Annotated in this window: 19 protein-coding genes; 8 read left to right on the top strand and 11 right to left on the bottom strand. The window is 37.5% G+C overall.

The features are described 5' to 3' along the window. Positions 1-6 precede the first annotated feature (6 nt). Both ACGLYD_RS03745 and rpoN read left to right on the top strand, forming a co-directional pair. A complete protein-coding gene (locus tag ACGLYD_RS03745; protein ID WP_399631439.1) occupies positions 7-591 on the top strand; it encodes a manganese efflux pump MntP family protein in 585 nt (194 codons plus the stop codon). 229 nt (positions 592-820) lie between these two features. Further along, a complete protein-coding gene (gene rpoN / locus ACGLYD_RS03740) occupies positions 821-2,125 on the top strand; it encodes an RNA polymerase factor sigma-54 (protein WP_399631437.1) in 1,305 nt (434 codons plus the stop codon). A gap of 58 nt (positions 2,126-2,183) precedes the next feature. On the opposite strand, the gene ACGLYD_RS03735 is transcribed toward rpoN, so the two are convergent. Beyond that, positions 2,184-2,936, bottom strand: coding sequence for a FixH family protein (locus tag ACGLYD_RS03735; RefSeq protein WP_399631434.1), 753 nt, complete (start codon positions 2,934-2,936; stop codon positions 2,184-2,186). Positions 2,937-3,101: 165 nt separating this feature from the next. Here ACGLYD_RS03735 and ACGLYD_RS03730 point away from each other — a divergent pair, with 165 nt between their 5' ends. Genes ACGLYD_RS03730 through ACGLYD_RS03720 form a run of 3 tightly spaced genes read left to right on the top strand, consistent with a single transcriptional unit; the run spans position 3,102 to position 5,766 of the window. Then, entirely contained in the window at positions 3,102-3,776 is a 675-nt protein-coding gene (locus ACGLYD_RS03730) for a response regulator transcription factor (protein WP_231885784.1), read from the top strand. A gap of 3 nt (positions 3,777-3,779) precedes the next feature. Then, on the top strand, positions 3,780-5,195 hold the full coding sequence (locus ACGLYD_RS03725; protein ID WP_399631431.1) for a sensor histidine kinase: 1,416 nt from the start codon (positions 3,780-3,782) through the stop codon (positions 5,193-5,195). Position 5,196: 1 nt separating this feature from the next. After that, positions 5,197-5,766 (top strand): SCO family protein, encoded by a 570-nt coding sequence (locus ACGLYD_RS03720; RefSeq protein WP_255428619.1) that lies wholly within the window; start codon positions 5,197-5,199, stop codon positions 5,764-5,766. Between the two features lie 401 nt (positions 5,767-6,167). Here ACGLYD_RS03720 and ACGLYD_RS03715 read toward each other — a convergent pair whose 3' ends face one another. The 6 genes from ACGLYD_RS03715 to ACGLYD_RS03690 all read right to left on the bottom strand — a co-directional run bounded on the left by ACGLYD_RS03715 (position 6,168) and on the right by ACGLYD_RS03690 (position 10,366). Beyond that, complete coding sequence (locus ACGLYD_RS03715) at positions 6,168-6,809, bottom strand: DedA family protein (protein WP_067207129.1); 642 nt, start codon at positions 6,807-6,809, stop codon at positions 6,168-6,170. Between the two features lie 437 nt (positions 6,810-7,246). Next, positions 7,247-7,603, bottom strand: a complete 357-nt coding sequence (locus ACGLYD_RS03710; RefSeq protein WP_255428678.1) for a disulfide oxidoreductase — start codon at positions 7,601-7,603, stop codon at positions 7,247-7,249. A gap of 37 nt (positions 7,604-7,640) precedes the next feature. Then, a complete protein-coding gene (locus ACGLYD_RS03705; protein WP_231885782.1) occupies positions 7,641-8,300 on the bottom strand; it encodes a DsbA family protein in 660 nt (219 codons plus the stop codon). Positions 8,301-8,342: 42 nt separating this feature from the next. Continuing rightward, complete coding sequence (locus ACGLYD_RS03700; protein WP_399631426.1) at positions 8,343-9,191, bottom strand: M56 family metallopeptidase; 849 nt, start codon at positions 9,189-9,191, stop codon at positions 8,343-8,345. 3 nt (positions 9,192-9,194) lie between these two features. Beyond that, positions 9,195-9,608, bottom strand: a complete 414-nt coding sequence (locus ACGLYD_RS03695) for a BlaI/MecI/CopY family transcriptional regulator (protein ID WP_340741723.1) — start codon at positions 9,606-9,608, stop codon at positions 9,195-9,197. Positions 9,609-9,820: 212 nt separating this feature from the next. After that, complete coding sequence (locus ACGLYD_RS03690; RefSeq protein ID WP_187047156.1) at positions 9,821-10,366, bottom strand: YusW family protein; 546 nt, start codon at positions 10,364-10,366, stop codon at positions 9,821-9,823. 102 nt (positions 10,367-10,468) lie between these two features. Here ACGLYD_RS03690 and ACGLYD_RS03685 point away from each other — a divergent pair, with 102 nt between their 5' ends. From ACGLYD_RS03685 to ACGLYD_RS03675, 3 genes are all read left to right on the top strand, one after another. Then, positions 10,469-10,801: a hypothetical protein gene (locus tag ACGLYD_RS03685; protein ID WP_399631423.1), complete on the top strand. Its 333-nt coding sequence runs from the start codon at positions 10,469-10,471 to the stop codon at positions 10,799-10,801. An 80-nt stretch (positions 10,802-10,881) separates the two neighbouring features. Further along, positions 10,882-11,202 carry a general stress protein gene (locus tag ACGLYD_RS03680; RefSeq protein ID WP_067207109.1) on the top strand — a complete coding sequence of 107 codons (321 nt, stop codon included), beginning with the start codon at positions 10,882-10,884 and terminating at the stop codon, positions 11,200-11,202. Between the two features lie 910 nt (positions 11,203-12,112). Continuing rightward, positions 12,113-12,481, top strand: a complete 369-nt coding sequence (locus ACGLYD_RS03675) for a hypothetical protein (RefSeq protein WP_067207106.1) — start codon at positions 12,113-12,115, stop codon at positions 12,479-12,481. Positions 12,482-12,564: 83 nt separating this feature from the next. Here ACGLYD_RS03675 and rlmN read toward each other — a convergent pair whose 3' ends face one another. From rlmN to ACGLYD_RS03655, 4 genes are all read right to left on the bottom strand, one after another. Continuing rightward, the gene (rlmN, locus tag ACGLYD_RS03670) at positions 12,565-13,629 is read right to left on the bottom strand and encodes a 23S rRNA (adenine(2503)-C(2))-methyltransferase RlmN (protein WP_067207103.1); all 1,065 of its coding nucleotides are present in this window, start codon (positions 13,627-13,629) and stop codon (positions 12,565-12,567) included. 168 nt (positions 13,630-13,797) lie between these two features. Further along, positions 13,798-15,480, bottom strand: a complete 1,683-nt coding sequence (locus ACGLYD_RS03665; protein ID WP_399631420.1) for a methyl-accepting chemotaxis protein — start codon at positions 15,478-15,480, stop codon at positions 13,798-13,800. Between the two features lie 18 nt (positions 15,481-15,498). Continuing rightward, complete coding sequence (locus ACGLYD_RS03660) at positions 15,499-16,671, bottom strand: ATP-grasp domain-containing protein (RefSeq protein WP_187047153.1); 1,173 nt, start codon at positions 16,669-16,671, stop codon at positions 15,499-15,501. Positions 16,672-17,323: 652 nt separating this feature from the next. After that, the gene (locus tag ACGLYD_RS03655; RefSeq protein WP_067207096.1) at positions 17,324-17,503 is read right to left on the bottom strand and encodes a hypothetical protein; all 180 of its coding nucleotides are present in this window, start codon (positions 17,501-17,503) and stop codon (positions 17,324-17,326) included. Positions 17,504-17,538 lie beyond the last annotated feature (35 nt).

Raw genomic sequence — 17,538 nt, 5'->3', positions numbered from 1 at the left:
ATAAGTGTGCAATGGATATCTATATTATTAATCGGTATTGCTGCAAACATTGATAATTTAGCAATAAGTGTTTCATACGGCTTAAAATTAAAAAGAATTCCTTTCCTATACAATTTCATTATTTCTCTTATTTCTATTGCATTTGCATTCTTCTCCATATCAGCGGGGAGTTTTTTATCCAATTACTTTTCACAATCAATGGCTAACTTCACTGGTGGCTTCTTAATTACCGTCCTTGGTATATGGTTTATCGCGCCATTGCCATTTTTCACTAAAAATAAATCCATTCAAACAGAAGACAATAGCCCCGTATTTCTAGGTTTAGAACAACCAATGAAAATCACTTTAAAAGAATCTACTTTTTTGGGATTTCTACTTTCCTTAAACTGCTTAACAATTGGTTTTGGGGCAGGTATTACAGGCTCCCCTCCGCTTTTCACTTCAATCGCAATTGGACTATTTTCACTGATTTCAATTTCTCTAGGTATTAAAATCGGTAATACAATTGGCAATATACTATTCGGCAAGTACTCCTCTAAAATCGCCGGACTTTTGCTCATCATAATCGGTATTTATGAAATGTTTTTCTAATAGTACTTACTCAATTTCGCATAAATAAATGTAAAAATCATATCGACAACCCTATTCGCAAATGAGATAGTCAAATCAGTATCTATCACTATAATGGCACCAGTTTTACCTACCTTCTCATTCAACAGAACCTTCTTTTCTTATCGAAGTTTTCAGAAACATATGGTACACTTAAGACCACTACTTGAAAACGCTTACATTACTTATCAGCTTCAAAAGGAGGGGTTTTATGGTGCTCGTACTCCAACAACGACAGGAACAGAATCTGTTAATGACATTCGAGTTAAGACAAGCAATTGAAATACTTCAATACTCGACGTATGAACTTGAACAATTTATCAGGCAACAAGAGCTTGAAAATCCGATTATCGAACTGAAAGAAAAAAATACATATGAAGAGAGAGTGAATCAGCGGACATCCACTTTTGGTTCTTCCGAGATGCCGGATGATCTATTCCAGTGCACTGATAGAAACATGCGGGACACACTATTCGATGACGCAAAATTCATTTATCCAGACGAACACATCCAAAATTTGTTAAAGTATCTCATTTATAATCTGGATGACAATGGCTATTTACGTGTTCTTGGTAAGGATCCAGATTTCTATCTAGAATTTGATGAATTTGATATTGATAAAGGTATTCTTTTACTTCAAGAAGTGGGTCCCGTAGGAATTGGGGCTAGAGACTTAAAGGAATGCCTGCTCTTGCAAATTACATACACCTATCCTGAACAAATGTCAGCTGCCTTTTTAGTAGAACATCATTTAAACTTGCTTGCTGACCATAAATGGAATGAAATCGCCTTACAAATGAACATCGAAATGAGGGAAGTAAAAGAGCTTTACGATTTCATACAAACGCTTAACCCGAGGCCAGGCACATTTATTTCCAATTTCCCAACTGAGTATTTAACTCCTGACATTATTGTCGAATCCAAAGATGATAAATTAGTTTTCCATTTGAATGACGGCTATTTACCAGCTATTCATGTCAATAAAGAGTACACGCAACATCTTCAAACGAAAAATGATGTATCAAAATATATCCATACTCAATATAAAAATGTAGAATGGCTTCTTAGCAGTATTGAACAGCGCCGAAATACGATTATTAAAATTGTGCAAGTCCTATTGGATAGACAGGAAAGTTTTTTTATAAATGGACTCTCTTCATTGAGACCATTAACGCTAAAAGAAGTAGCTGATGAAATTGAAATGCACGAATCAACTGTCAGCAGAGCGACTACCAACAAAGTCATTCAGACCGCGTTCGGTTCTTTCGACCTTCGAATTCTGTTCACTTCGAAGTTGGAAACTGCGGACGGCACTAGCATTTCTCAAACGAAAGTGAAAACACTTTTGGAGAATTTTATAGCTCAGGAAAATAAATTCAAACCCTATTCTGACCAAAAAATAGCAGAATACTTTAATCGCGAAAAGGGCATCACAATCTCTAGGCGAACAATTAGCAAGTATAGAGAGGAGTTAAATATACCTTCCTCCAGTAAACGTAAAGATATTCAAGTATAATTCACAAAAAAGCACGGAGAGTACTTGACTTATTTGTCAGGTACTCTCCGTGCCCATTTTAGTTAACTTCTATCGCATGTTCTTCATGTTCATGTAATTCTTTATCGTCTTTTACGTGGATTTGAATTTTGTGCGGACCTACTTGTGCAAATGTGTATGAAGCTGTATATTCACCAGCAACTAATTCTTCAACGTCGACCCAGTCGTGTTTGTCCGGATTTTCTTCATTCCAGATTTCGTAGCGTACTTGTGCTTTTTCAAATGGTTTTCCATCTAATTGCAGGTGAACGACAAATTCAGTAGATTCGCCGGACTTCATATTTTCAGGTTTCATGAAGTGCATCGAAAATCCTTCTGCATGCCCATGTTCGTGTTCAGCTTCGCCTTCAATGGCTTCTTCATAATTCCCGCCATTACCTACTGTCACTTCTTTTTTCGGCATTGTGTGCAAACCTCTTGCTGTTACATGCACTTGAACGTGGAAAAGACCGTCATGCTCAAAAGAAGTTTCTGCTGTGTACAAACCGTCTTTGTCATTCGTCGATTCAACCTTGAAACTGTCGTCTTTTTTTCCTTCTTCCCATACTTCAAATTCAACTTCATCAGCGTCATCTACTTTGTCATCGCCCTGTGTAACAACTGCTTCCATTTTTATAATACCATTCACATCAACTTGTTCTGTCACTGTTAGCTTCACATCCAGCGGTAGAGGTACTCCTGTTTCGTCCACTTTTACCGCTTCTTCTTTACCGCATGCTGCCATAGCGGCCAGCATGAACAGCCCCACTAACAAACCAAATTTCCTTTTCATCAAGATTCCCCCATAGTCGTTTTACTTAACGTAGTTCCTTATGTTCGTTATGATTATAATAGATAAGTTAGAACTAAGTGTGAACTACCGCGCTTCACATGATTTTCACATTTATTAGAGAAAATGAGTACAATGAGCAACCTATAATTGAAATGAGGTTTTATCTTGAATTCATCCACCATTATGATTATAGACGATGAACCACAAATGAGGAAACTGATTCGAATGTTCCTCGAAAAAGAAGGTTACACTGTCGTCGAGGCTACAGATGGGATCCATGCACTGTCTTTGATAGACCAAACAAATCCACAGTTGCTACTAGTAGATGTAATGATGCCCTTCATGGATGGCTTTACATTCGCCAAAGAAATAAAGCGGACATCGACAATCCCACTCATCTTTCTATCAGCAAAAGGAGATGAATGGGATAAAATACAAGGTTTAAAGCTTGGCGGCGACGATTATATTGTCAAACCATTTTTACCGGGAGAGCTTCTTGCAAGGATTGAATCCGTTCTGAGACGATCTTATCAAAATATACCAGTTGCCGATACATTAACTGTCGGGCCACTCGTAATCGATAATGGAGCACATACTGTGTCATTGAATGGAAAACCCTTATTATTAACATTAAAGGAGTTCGGTATGCTTCATGTGCTTGCTAAAAATAAAGGTCGCGTCTATTCAAGGGAACAACTGCTGCACATCGTCTGGGGTGAAGAACATCAAAGTAGCGAGCGTACAGTCGATACACATATCAAAACGTTAAGACTTAAAATGGGTAATAACGGTGATCTAATTGAAACAGTTTGGGGTATCGGCTACAAATTCGAGGTGTGAAGATTGAAGACACTTACATTAAGCAAAAAAATAGGTATAGTTCTGATTTCCAGTATCGGGTTTACAATTCTTTTTTCCTTTTTCTTCATCCATTATCTCTATTCTGAATTGTATTTGACAAGTATTGAAGAATCCATTGTCTATCAAGGGAAAAGGACGGCTTCTCATTACCATTACGGGGAATTAAGTGATGAAATCATCGATAAAATCCAATGGTATAACATCGTGTCAGAATATGAAATTATCGTAGTTGATAACTTAAAGGATCTCACTTCCTATTTCCCTTACGAGGTCAATTATGAAACACTTGTCGATGCAAATGACATGGCTGAGTTGGAAAAAGGAGCCTATGTATTAAAAGAGGGATTCGTAAAAGAACTTAACCATGAAATTCTAGGCGCCATTTTTCCAATCAAAGGTGAGAACGGACTTATCGGTTTCATCTATATTTATGTTCCACTTGCGGCAGTTCAAGATGTATTCCGGGGAAGCATTCCAATACTTTTGATCGTTGGCTGCTTATTTTTCTTCATACTCTTCTTAGTTGTCAATCGCACTTGGCATTCTTTATTCAAACCGTTGCAAGATCTTCAGCGACTTTCTTTTGAAGTATCTAAAGGGAACTATTCAAACCGGATTCAAAGCGAAAGGAACGATGAGGTCGGCCAATTGACGAAGGCGTTCAATTTGATGAGCCTTTCACTTGAACAACAGGAAGAACGTAAAAAGGAATTCACGTCAAACATCGTGCATGAACTTCGTACACCGCTTACGTATATTAGCGGTTACACGCATGTTCTTAAAGACAAAATATATTCATCGCCCGAAGAAGCACAAAGCTATTTGACAACGATTGAAAAAGAAACAGATCGACTGACCAAATTGATCACTGATCTTGTGGAATTAAATCATCTCCAAGAAGATTTGTATACAATTGACATTCAGCCTATTGCCATCGCGCAATTATTAGTAGATACAGTTGGTTTGTTCACGATTCATATTGCAGAAAAAGAATTATCTCTCGAATTGACTATAGAAGAAGAACTTATTCTAACAGCTGATCCAAAAAGAATTCAACAAATTTTTTACAATACCATAGACAATGCCGTGAAGTATTCCGCCACAAACGGGACCTTGGCAATTGAATTAACGAAAAAAGAAGCTTTCCTTCAATTCCGAGTGACAAACGATGGAATTCTTATTGACGATGAAGATCTTGAACGAATTGGCGATCGTTTTTTCAGGACAGATAAAGCCCGGAATCGGACAACCGGTGGAACAGGCTTAGGGCTCCCTATTGTCAAAGAAATCATCCGACTGCACAACGGAACTTTCGAGATGACTAGCGACACCATGACAGGAACAATCGTAACGATTCGATTGCCCGGCTTATCTATTGATGAACAAGAAGAGGTGTAATTTGAAAAACATATGCTATCTGTTTATTCCCCTTGTCATTGCAGTATTGCTTTCCGCTTGCAGTTCTGTACCTCATAGTGGAAAGGAAATAGTCCCATTTTCTTATACAGACCAAAATGGACAGCCTTTCGGTACAGATGAACTAACGGGGAAAGTCTGGATTGCTGATTTCGTCTTCACAAAATGTAAGACCGTCTGTCCCCCGATGACACTAGAGATGGCGGATTTGCAAAAAAAGTTCGAGGATGAAGGCGTTCAAGTCGAATTCGTATCATTCACTGTCGATCCAACAATTGATTCACCAGATGTGTTAAAAGAGTACATCCACCAATTTACGGACGATGAAAAGAATTGGCATATATTAACGGGATATACACAGGAAGAAATTGAAGCTTTCGCAAGGGATCAATTTCAAACAATTGTACAAAAACCTTCCTCATCCAATCAAGTCATTCACGGGACTAACTTTTATTTGATTGATCAGCAAGGCAGTATTGTGAATGAATATAATTATGTAGATGCATCCTATGTCAAGGAAATGATGAAGGATATCAAAAAGATTCAAAGATAATCACATGTGTTGATTAACCAAAAACAACCCGTAAATAACATAATTAAACAGCAGGAGCTTCGTGTACATTAAATTTGGATCGCTTTGGATTGAAAGGCCTCTATACGATTATCGAGATTTCTTGATGTGTAGGGATGTGGCCTCGTCGCATCCCTACACATCGTTTTTCGATAATCGTATGGTGCTTATTCATCCGTCACACTTGCGCCTCGGTAAAGATGTCATGACTAGTTCGCCAAAAGCGGACCGAAAATGATTCAGTGAAAATGGGTTTTTTCAAGCCTTTCTTACCTGCTCTTTATGCAAGAAAATGGTTAATCAACAGACGTGAAAGATAATAGACAAAAACACCTCCTAGGCTTATCCGCTTAGGAGGTGTTTCCTTGTTAGCAATACATTCATTATTTCTTCAAACGACTCTTCATAAAACTGATAACAACTGGCAGAACAGACACAAAGATAATTAATAAAATAACAGTGGAAAAGTTATCTTTAATGATAGGAATATTCCCGAAGAAATAACCTGCAATCGTACAAATTCCTACCCATAGAATTGCGCCTACTACATTATAAATGAAAAAGTAGCGATAATTCATACGACTAGCCCCTGCAACAAAAGGTATAAATGTACGAATGAACGGCATAAAGCGGGCAATCACTATCGTTTTACCACCGTGTTTATTAAAGAATTTCTCTGCTTTATCCATTTTTTCTTGATCAATGACTCTACCAATTAAGCTATTAGGCTTGATCGCTGTCCCGACCTTTTTACCGATTTGATAATTTACAGTATCCCCAATGACAGCTGCAGTAAAGAACACAATAAGGAGAAGTACAATGTTAAATGCCCCCATTGCAGCAAGAGCCCCACTTGCAAATAACAAAGAATCACCTGGTAAGAATGGGAAAATAACTAATCCTGTTTCAACAAACACGATTAAGAATAATAGTACATATGACAGCGAGCCGAAATTTTGAATAATTTCAACCAAATGCTCATCAATATGTAATATGAAGCTGATTATGTTTTGAATTATAGTCATACATAGACTCACTTTCAATAATATTTGTCAGATTCATTGACAGAAACAACCTTATTCATCATACTTGTTTCTTTGATAGTTGTCACGTAACAGAATAAAATAGCGATACACTTACATAAAAGCGCAAGGCGCCAAAAAGAATAGCAGGCATAGTCGATTAAGGGGAAGGCATTCTAAGATCGCGACGACTGCATTCTTGCAGGTACGACGTGGCACTCTTTGCCTCAAAGCCGGATTGCTTTCAAGGAAATCTAGCCTAAGTACGCCGCGTCCTGCGGCAACAGCTACATGAGACCCACATTCTATTGGCCCCGAGCGGCTTGTGGATAGAGTCTAGAGTCTAGAGTCTAGACACCATTCTATGTCGAACAAACTTATACTTTCCTATATTTGAAGAATGCCCCCCCAATGATTTCAGGGAGGCATTACTCATACTATTATTTACGTCTCCAAAGCATCAACATCATCGCCGTAATAAAAGTAAAAGCAATGAGTGCCAAAAAAGGAATCGTTACAAAACCAAACCAATTAATATATTGTCCCGAGCATGGAACCCCGCTCGTACACGTACTGAATTCTTGCAATGAAGGCAGTTTCTGCAACGCATAATGATAACCAGATAGAAGCATGCCTATGACTGACATCGGAAGTACGTACTTATATATATCGCGGTCATTTCGATAAAATGCCATGCCAAGGAACAGAACTAGTGGGTACATAACTATTCGCTGATACCAGCAGAAAGTGCATGGTACAAAGCCCATACGCTCGCTAAAAAACAAACTTCCTACCATCGCTGTAATCGATGCTAACCAGGCAAGGAGGAGCGGTTTACTTACCACTAGCAGCCGCCTCTTCCACCATTTTTGTGAAATCATCTAACGTACTACCCGTAAATTGTTTTCCACTTATAAAGATTGTTGGTGTGGAGGATACACCTAGGTTATTGGCAGTTTTCATATCTTTCTCCCAAGCTTCTTTCCCCTTGCTTTCACCAAATGACTGCATTACTTTATTCGTTTCTTCTTCAGTTGCCACTTCCGCTAAAACCTCTTCCAAAAATGACTCCGTATATAAGTCCTTTTTTTCGTAGGTTAAATCTTCTGGTTGCTTACTAAATAATAATTCATGGAAAGTCCAAAACTTATCATTCCCTAATTCTTGATAAACCGTTTCTGCAAATTGAGCGGATCGATTTGAATCGATGTTTATAAAGGAATAATTCATAAAGTAAAACTTGGCTTTCCCCGTTTCAACTAACTCCTTATAAATAACCGGAAAAAGTCTATCATTGAAATCTTTACAACTTGGACATTTATAATCACCAAACTCAATAATGTCAACTGGTGCTGACTCTTCACCCAAGAACGGTTGCCCTTCTACATCTATAACGGTTGACTTTTGATTGGCATCCGTTAAAACAATAACTCCTACGATACAAATAACTACTAAACCAACAATCCAAAAAATCTTCTTAGACAAGGTAAACACTCCTAATTTGAACTACATGACGTAGTGTAATGAAATAAAAATTTACGCAAGAGCGTAAATAAATAGTGCACAAATGAAGCAAAAAATCGTTACTGACAGAAGCATAACCTTCACAGGTAGCTTTATTTGGATTCCTTTTAACGGATTCAAGATATAGTCAATCCGATAATTGACAGATGTATCAGCAAATGACGCATAGACAAAAGGCATTTTTTCATGTTTGCACACTTTAAGCATCTTTAAAAGCGCACTCCCTAAGTTAACAGACGTCTGTTGTTTTTCAATTGCATATTCATCGGCTGACAATTCCTTAATGATGCTATATTTCTGATTAAACCATTTTAGAATCGGAATATAGCCCATCGAGGACGAACAAAGTGACATCAAAAAGATGGTAAGGGGGTCACGATTTTTTTGATGATACATCTCATGAGAAATTACTGCATTTAATTCATCGTCATTTAATAGGCTTATCAATCCCGTCGATAATACGATTTTAGGACGAACAAATCCCATTGTGATTGCAATCGGTGAAGGATGCGAGATCACAATAAATCCATCTTTTCCATCGCTATAAGTTTGATTCATTTCGGTTGTGAGCGTATTTTCTTCATACTGCTTAAATCGTTTTTTCATTCGTGAAGCATGATAAAATTGTGATCCTATTTTCCATATCGAAAATAACAACGTATAAATAACAAATGCATCGAGGACATACTCAAGAGAAGACAAGCCAATATTTTTCATCCAACCGTGACAGACGACAACAAGGTTATGACCAATATCCCAGCCTGCTATGATCGACATCAGATACAAACCCATTTGAAGATAAATCGTCCCTGAAATTATGAGTGACACCATAAGCATACTTAATGATTGACGTTTGTACATACGTTACATGCCCTTTTTCAGTTCTTTGATTTTCTGTTCGAGCTTGGCCACGAGAGCATCATCTACATCTTCAAGTGCATCCAGCATGTGACTTACAACAACATTTCCAAATTCATCCATCAGCTCATTTGTCATTTCTTTCGACTGTGTAGTCAAAAATTCTTCCCTTGATAGAAGCGGTTTATACAAAAACGACCGTCCTTCCAGTCTCTTGCAAAGAATCTCCTTGTCTACTAATCGATTCATAACAGTCATTACTGTATTGAAATTCGTTGATTTTTCACGTTCAAGTACTTGCTGAACATCTTTAATAGTCATTTCGACATCATTCCATAAAACGTCCATAATCTTTGCCTCAAGAGGCCCAAAAAAGCGGTTTAGCCCACTTTCATTCAACTTGAATTTCCTAATTTTCATGACTACTCATCTCCACATTACTCATTGTAGTGCTAGTCTTTTATCCAGTCAAGAATTCTCTTTTGAAAAACAGACAATTAACAAATCTGTAACATTTATTGCCCTATATTCTCCTTATTTAGGTCAGGTTGTCTTTAACAATTCAGACAAAAATCTCCCCGGCATTTAAACCGAGGAGATTTTCACAACCTATTATTGAAGCTATTTATTGTTTATTTATCATCTTCAAATTCGATTTTTGTACCGTCTTTAAATCGAATTTCTAGCTCAAATTCCGTATAATCTGTCGGTAAATCGAATACCTTCATTACTTCTTGAATGGCAGCTTCCTTCCCTGTCTGTTGAGTAATTGTTAACTGTTTCACCAATGGATACAGTTCATTGAATGCCTCCGTCCCCTTTTTCTTGATATTATTAAGTGAATCCTCAATTTCTGCATCGATTGAATTGTCACTATTTTTTTCAAGCTCTGCCTCATATTCCTGATGATTCGCATAGTCAAGCTTTAGTTCGAAATCAGCATAGCCAAGTTCATCCATCTTTTTTTGCATATCATCTTGATTGACGGTATCTGTATTTTGTTCAGTTTCAGGGCTACTAGTTCCCTCCGTCGAAGTCGCACCATTTGTGTCCCCATTACTATTCTCTCCCGTAATAGGTTCGTCCACTACCTTATCATTATTTTTTTCAGCGTTCCCGCAAGCAACAAGCACAAAGGATAATGCCATGGTCAAGATGAAAATAGAAATTTTCTTCATCGTATCTACCTCCTTATACAGTCCATTCCCCATCGAGGGACTTTTACACATGAAAAAACTACCTATTTTGGATATCGATAAATACCTGTTAGGATGGGGATAATGATGAATATAAATTGTGATAACGGAGGAATTTCAATGAATGAATCGATTAAGCAAACTGTTGCTACACTTACGTATATTTCAGTCGAACGAGTTATGGGTTGGTATGACCAAAAAACAAAGCGTACCGTGCATAGTATCTATTTATATACTGACTCGATTTCAACTTCACGAAATACATTCAGATTAGAACACGTGCATGATATGTCCTATAAGCCGTTTTCCAGCGGAGCAGGATTTTTCTATTTACATACAACCCAAGGTGTCTTCACTTATGAAGTCGATACAGACCCAACTTATTTCATCCGGACCTATCAAAGTTTACCCAGATGATCCGCACTTTCATTTTTTTGTTTAGTCCTTACCTTTTTGGGGAATATAAAAAAGGAGAACAAAAAATGGAGGTAATTTAAATGACTATTAAAAAAACTGTTGAAAACGCCGTTCAGGCAAAGGAAGAAATCGAGAAATTGGTAACACAAGGATATACACATGATGAGATTTATATTTTTGCACATGACAAAAAGAGAGCCAGTCACATAACGGATGCGCTAGATACAGAAAGCGTAGGTATGAAAGAACAAGGTTTCTTGGATAGTATGAAAAACATGTTCTCTTCTCGCGGAGATGAACTCCGTAGCAAGATGGAAGCTGCAGGACTATCCACGGCAGAAGCTGCCGATGCAGAGGCAGAACTTGACCAAGGGAAACTTATCCTAATTGCGAAGAAATAACTTATAAGTTTATGGATCCCATTCCTCTGATATGAGGAATGGGATTTTTTTGATTGCTTGGGGGATTATTTAGTTCGTTGCATATATGGTCGGTTCGATGTCAGTTATGATCGGTTGGACGGAGATACGATTGCTTCCGCGTCGGTTATGATCGGTTCGCCGGGGATATGATCGCTTCCACATCGATTATGATCGGTTGGACGGAGATACGATTGCTTCCGCATCGGTTATGATCGGTTAGACGGGGTTATGATTGCTTCCGCGTCCGTTATGATCGGTTGGACGGAGATATGATTGCTTCCGCGTCCGTTATGATCGGTTGGACGGAGATATGATCGCTTCCGCGGCGGTTATGATTGGTTGGCCGGGGATATGATCGCTTCCGCGTCGGTTATGATCGGTTCGTCGGGGATATGATTGCTTCCAAGATGGTTATGATTGATTGGTCGGAGATAGGATTGCTTCCGCGTCGGTTATGATCGGTTGGACGGAGATATGATTGCTTCCACGTCCGTTATTATCGGTTCGCCGGGGATATGATCGCTTCCACGTCGGTTATGATTGGTTCGTCGGAGATATGATTGCTTCAACGTCAGTTATGATCGGTTAGCCGGGGATATGATCGCTTCCACGTCGGTTATGATTGGTTCGTCGGAGATATGATTGCTTCAACGTCAGTTATGATCGGTTAGCCGGGGATATGATCGCTTCCACGTCGGTTATGATTGGTTCGTCGGAGATATGATTGCTTCAACGTCAGTTATGATCGGTTAGCCGGGGATATGATCGCTTCCGCGAAGGTTATGATCGGTTGGCGAGCAAACCGCTTACGTTTTCACTTTTTTAATGCTTTCATTGGCATAATCACACCATTATTCGATATGATGAACAATGGAAGTGGGTGCGTTTTATGATTAACAAGTTCTGGAAGATCGGTTTTTTCACTGGACTTACAAGTTTCGTTCTTCTCATAGTAGGTGTTCGAACTGTTTTGGGTCAAACGCTTGTCTTTACAAACTACTTAACATTTGGTCTTTTCGGGCTAATCATCGGTGTTTTTTCATTTTTACTGCTGTTTTACAATTTGAAAATTGCTTTCAGGATTTTCTTGATTGGTGTGGCTCTCGGTTTTGCAGAGTTTTTCCGCAGCTTGTTAATGAATCCGAATGGGATAGGTGATGTACTCGGAATCTTGTCCTTGTTCATCATTTCTTCCTTTGGATTGGGACTGGCATTTATTGTCCAGTTCATCGTGATTTTAATGAAGAAAAAGAGCTAAGAACAAGAGCACCGAAGTCTAGATGATAAAAAGAGTGTGCAACTCCTAGTTCCCCTAGGAATTGCACACTCTTTTTAAATGGATTAGACGGCTTTATCTTTCTTAATCTGCTTACTTCGTAACTGACCGCATGCTGCGTCGATGTCTGTACCATGTTCAAGACGGACGCCGCAATTGATGCCTTTTCTTTTGAGTGTTTCATAAAATGCTTTAATGTCTTCTGGTGTACTACGGCGATACTGGTCATGTTCGTCAACCGGATTGTAGGGAATCAAGTTAACATATGATAGGTGACGTTTGTTTTCGAGTAGTTTTGCAAGCTGCTGTGCTTCCAGAACATGATCATTTACATCATGCAACATAATATATTCAAACGTGATTCTGCGGTTTGTCGTTTCCAAATAATAATCGATTGAATCCATCAATTTCTCAAGCGGGAACGCTTTGTTAATTTTCATAACGCGTGTACGCAACTCATTATTAGGTGCATGCAGAGATACTGCTAGGTTGATTTGGATATTTTCTTCTGCAAAATCCTTAATTCGTTGCGGATTACCACTTGTTGAAACGGTAATGTGACGAGCACCGATGGAAAGTCCTTTTTGATCATTGACGACACGAAGGAAATTCATCAAATGCGAATAGTTGTCAAATGGTTCGCCAATTCCCATAACAACAATATGACTTACGCGCTCATCTTCAGCTTTCGCGTCAAGGTGATGCTGTACTTCCATGATTTGTTCCACAATTTCTCCTGCTGTTAAATCACGGCTTTTTTTCAATAATCCACTCGCACAAAAACTGCAACCGATATTACAGCCGACTTGTGTCGTTACACAAACCGATTGGCCGTAAGGAAATTTCATTAAAACAGTTTCAATCAAGTTACCATCTTGCATTTTAAATAGGAATTTGATTGTGCCATCTTCTGATTCCTGTTTCACAGTCTGTTCTAGCGTTCGGAGGACATAGTTCGCATCCAGCAAGTCGATACATTCTTGATTAATATTTTTCATGTCTGCAAAGTTTGTTACACGCTTTTTATATAACCAGTCCCAAATTTGTGCAGCACGGAATTTTTTCTGCCCTTGATCCACTAACCATTCTGTAAGTTGTTCAATTGTGAGTCCATATATCGAATTCTTCATTAGTTATCCTCATTTCAAAAAATGCAATTCACATATTATACTACATGAAATTAGAAATGGGAACAACTATTTTAGTTTATAAATGTGAATTTCCAGCCCATAATCGCAAAAGACCCTCTATTATTATCTCCTCCGCAAATAAAGACTGTCCTTAATCTTTTTGGAGTTTTAAATTTTAAATTTCTTTACATGATCTTTTAAGTTTATTGCCATTTCATTAAGGGTCGTTGTCGTTCCAACCATTTCTTCCATAGAAGCCAATTGCTCTTCCATAGATGCAGCAATGTTTTGCGTATGGGAAGATGTCTCTTCTAATGATTGAACTGTTTCGATTGTAGATGCTAGTATTTCCTCAGAACCCGCAGAGATTTCTTGTATTGTTGCAGATACTGATTGATTTTTTTCTGTAATTTGAGTAATACGATTCAAAATGCTAGTAAACGATTTACCTGTTTCTCGTACGATTCCAGTTTCACGTTCCACATCTTCGAAAACCTTCGTCATGGCCTTCACAGAATTTTGAGAGTCATTTTGAATTTCTTTCACGAGCGTACTAATTTGGTTTGCTGAAGATGCGGATTGCTCAGCAAGTTTCCTCACTTCATCTGCGACTACACTGAATCCTTTTCCAGCATCGCCTGCACGTGCTGCTTCTATAGCGGCATTCAGTGCAAGTAAGTTTATTTGATCAGAAATAGCCGTAATAATTTCTATAATTTGACCAACTTCATTGGATCTCGTATTCATCAACTGTGTGATATCCATAGAAACTTTAACTGAGCTCGTTATCGTATCAATCCCTTGAATCGAGTCTAAAATAAGATGATTACCTTGCTTAGCTTCTTGGGATGCATCCATCGATTCTTCCGTTACTTTCATAGAAGAATCTGCTATTTCTTGCAGACCAATTGTGATTTGTTCAAGCGCCACCAAGTTTTGTGATGCACTACTTGCTAACGTATCGCTCGTCGAAGATACTTCTTGGGTCGTAACAGTCGTATGATTGACTACTTCTGTCATTTGCTCTGCGCTATAGGTCAAGTCATCCGAGGAAGTGATAACGTTGTCCGTCGCTACATTGACATGTTCAATCGTATTTCTCAATTCTTGCTGCATGTTTCGGAAACTGTGGGCAAGATGACCAATTTCATCTTGACTATTCACACTAACTTCTTTTGTTAAATCACCTTGGGCTACAACTTCTGTATACTTCACTAATTGTTGAAGTGGTTTCGTAATTCTTGTTGATAAAATATAAGATATTCCAGCTCCTACCACCAATGCCCCTAGCGTAAGTGCAATACTGATGACAAGTATTTTCCGGGTTAAATCAGGGATAAATTTCGCATCCTGATCGATTCCTATAATAGAATCTGTCCCTTCAATATGTAAATAGATTGATTTATGTACACCGTACTCATCCTCATAAATCTCACTGAACAATGGCTGTTCCATGTTTAGCGCATCGTTTTGTTCGGATTTAAACGGATAAGGCGTAAGATAATCTGCCGTATCGGACAACGCAAGGATCATATCCTCACCATCAACTTTACTCATGATATAAACACTTTCTAAATCGCCTATCTCACGCGATTCATTGATTATAGCGAGTAATCTTTCATAGTCCTGTTTATTTGTCTTTGCTTTATTAAGCATCTCGGCATCGATATCTTTTTTCAAGTCTAGTAAATTCGTGTTGAGTACTCTCTCAAACTGGGGAATGACATTCTGATTGACAATTGACATAGATTGAAAATAAAAACCTAAACTAAATAATAAAGATAATACTGCAATTGGAATAATCGTTCCAAGCATTATTTTAGTTCTAATAGATCCTTTTTGTTTAAACAAACTAATTCCTCCTAAGATTTATACGAGTTGCGGTTCATAGAGCGATATAAAATTGCTCAATTCAAGTGTAAGCAATCGCTTATTTTCGTCAAATGTGTGATGTTTGAAAAATACAACAGAAAAAATAGGGTACTCTTTGTAATCCATATACCTATAGTCTAGTATTTCATTAAATTGTTGCTTAAAACTTTCATGGTCTACCGCTCGAATTAATTCAAGCGAAATCGACGGGTCAAATTCTGCACAAAGAAAACTATAAATCGCATTATCCATAGCCTCTATTTTTTCTTCCCAATTTGGTTTTAGCTGATTGAAATAATAATCATAAACGTCTACACCATAAGCATGTACGCCCAGTTCTGTCGTACCTATACCAGCAAAGCGGAATGGATTTACTTCAATTGGCACAACTTGTCCTTCTTTAGTTATTCGAACTTCAAAATGTAGTGGGAAGGAAGCCAGTGCTTCAATATTTCCTAGTCTTTCTAAAAAATCTGAAATCGGAGCAAGTGTTTCCCTTAATACACTTTTGCTTGTGTAATATATACGATCACTCATGTCTTTATCGTTAGCAAACATGCGCTTAAATAAATTTAAGATGACAGGTTTTCCCTCTTTAGTAAAATAAGCATCAATTGCATACTCGTCTCCTTGAATTAGCTCTTCTAATATGACAGTTTGGCTATCAATCACATCATTAGGATACGCGGATGCTGAATCGTTTATATCGACTTTCAATTTTTCTACGGTGTGATGCCAATCTTCAATACAATCTATTCTATAAACCCCAACACTCGAGTAGCCGATAACAGGCTTAATAATAATAGGGAATGGAATTGATTCTAAAGGTATTTCATATAAATCTTGAATAGATACTTCACGGAAATAAAATGAAGGATAAATTTTTGTCATTCTCCTCCTAAATTCCGCTTTGTTTTTGAATAGTGATGTCCATTCGGCAAATTTACTCTCAGGTAAGTAATTCATTAACATAGCCAAACCGTTTTCCGAATTAAATAAAAGAGGAGCAGAAGACTTCTCAAGTTGTTCAAAGAACAATGCCTCTTCAAGTAAAGCAAGTTTTTCTTCCTCCGGAATCTGCACATCTCCTATTTTTAAAACCGGAGTACCTAATTGCTGTAAAGTTGATGAAAGTAATGTTGATACATAAGGCTTATCAAGTATAATCATTTTATTCTCCTTTTTCTTGTTTTTTCCACTATATTTTTACAGCAGAATTTTTGTTCGTACCGATATTATTATCTCCCAATAGAGCCTATAGTATTGATTTTGAAAAATCATTAATTCCAATGACCTATAATTATCCGCGGTAAAATAACAGTTAATAACTCCTATTATCATACATAGTAAGTTTTAACAATGCTATGCATTGTATTAAAGTATCATTATTTTGTATAGTCCGAATAGGTAGATAGTTAATCTGTATTATGTCATAACTGTATTCTAATGGCTTTTCACTCTGCCTATCTCAAAATTCCTTGTTTAATTTAAGACATTATTTTTTCAAAAATTCATCATAGGTCTTTTAAACTAAATAATATAAGCAATAGATTCTATTGCATAAATAAGCCATATATAATTCTTATTACAATTATAAATGATTTATTTATTATATTTAAATTCCTTCATTGCTATTATTTTAGTCACATTTTTACTTCCCATGGTTTTCATCACCTTCAATATCTTATTTCGTTCTATGACCTACTGAATTCAAATAGCAAGGGTTCATTCATTTTTCTTTGTCATACGTTAATAAATAAAACTAGGCACCCTCCATATTTTCTGGAGGATGCCTAGTTTGTTGTCACTACTTATTTAAACTTCATCGCACTGCATTCTTTGCGGCTTTGTCCTTATTTATTTTCATGACAAGCGTTAAAATATTCAATAAGCTAAGTACTGTGAAAAAGATTCCAAAGCCAATTTGTCCATCCGCAAATCGCGTAATTGCGAAATAACTCATGAATAATATAAGTGCAAGATCAATATATTTAGATCCCATGTCGATAACCTCCCCTGTTTACACAAGTATATCAG

Source organism: Sporosarcina sp. SG10008, from assembly GCF_044569405.1.
GTDB classification, from domain to species: Bacteria; Bacillota; Bacilli; order Bacillales_A; family Planococcaceae; genus Sporosarcina; species Sporosarcina psychrophila.
The sequence above is the reverse complement of the archived record's forward strand: the minus strand, read 5'-3'. Positions and strand labels throughout refer to the sequence as shown.

Excerpts from the sequence above, each read along its gene's own strand:
- rpoN (WP_399631437.1), top strand. The coding sequence starts at position 821 with ATGGTGCTCGTACTCCAACAACGACAGGAACAGAATCTGTTAATGACA.
- ACGLYD_RS03735 (WP_399631434.1), bottom strand. The coding sequence starts at position 2,936 with ATGAAAAGGAAATTTGGTTTGTTAGTGGGGCTGTTCATGCTGGCCGCT.
- ACGLYD_RS03715 (WP_067207129.1), bottom strand. The coding sequence starts at position 6,809 with ATGACTATAATTCAAAACATAATCAGCTTCATATTACATATTGATGAG.
- ACGLYD_RS03710 (WP_255428678.1), bottom strand. The coding sequence starts at position 7,603 with ATGGTAGGAAGTTTGTTTTTTAGCGAGCGTATGGGCTTTGTACCATGC.
- ACGLYD_RS03700 (WP_399631426.1), bottom strand. The coding sequence starts at position 9,191 with ATGTACAAACGTCAATCATTAAGTATGCTTATGGTGTCACTCATAATT.
- ACGLYD_RS03695 (WP_340741723.1), bottom strand. The coding sequence starts at position 9,608 with ATGAAAATTAGGAAATTCAAGTTGAATGAAAGTGGGCTAAACCGCTTT.
- ACGLYD_RS03690 (WP_187047156.1), bottom strand. The coding sequence starts at position 10,366 with ATGAAGAAAATTTCTATTTTCATCTTGACCATGGCATTATCCTTTGTG.
- ACGLYD_RS03685 (WP_399631423.1), top strand. The coding sequence starts at position 10,469 with ATGATGAATATAAATTGTGATAACGGAGGAATTTCAATGAATGAATCG.
- ACGLYD_RS03680 (WP_067207109.1), top strand. The coding sequence starts at position 10,882 with ATGACTATTAAAAAAACTGTTGAAAACGCCGTTCAGGCAAAGGAAGAA.
- ACGLYD_RS03675 (WP_067207106.1), top strand. The coding sequence starts at position 12,113 with ATGATTAACAAGTTCTGGAAGATCGGTTTTTTCACTGGACTTACAAGT.
- rlmN (WP_067207103.1), bottom strand. The coding sequence starts at position 13,629 with ATGAAGAATTCGATATATGGACTCACAATTGAACAACTTACAGAATGG.
- ACGLYD_RS03660 (WP_187047153.1), bottom strand. The coding sequence starts at position 16,671 with ATGATTATACTTGATAAGCCTTATGTATCAACATTACTTTCATCAACT.
- ACGLYD_RS03655 (WP_067207096.1), bottom strand. The coding sequence starts at position 17,503 with ATGGGATCTAAATATATTGATCTTGCACTTATATTATTCATGAGTTAT.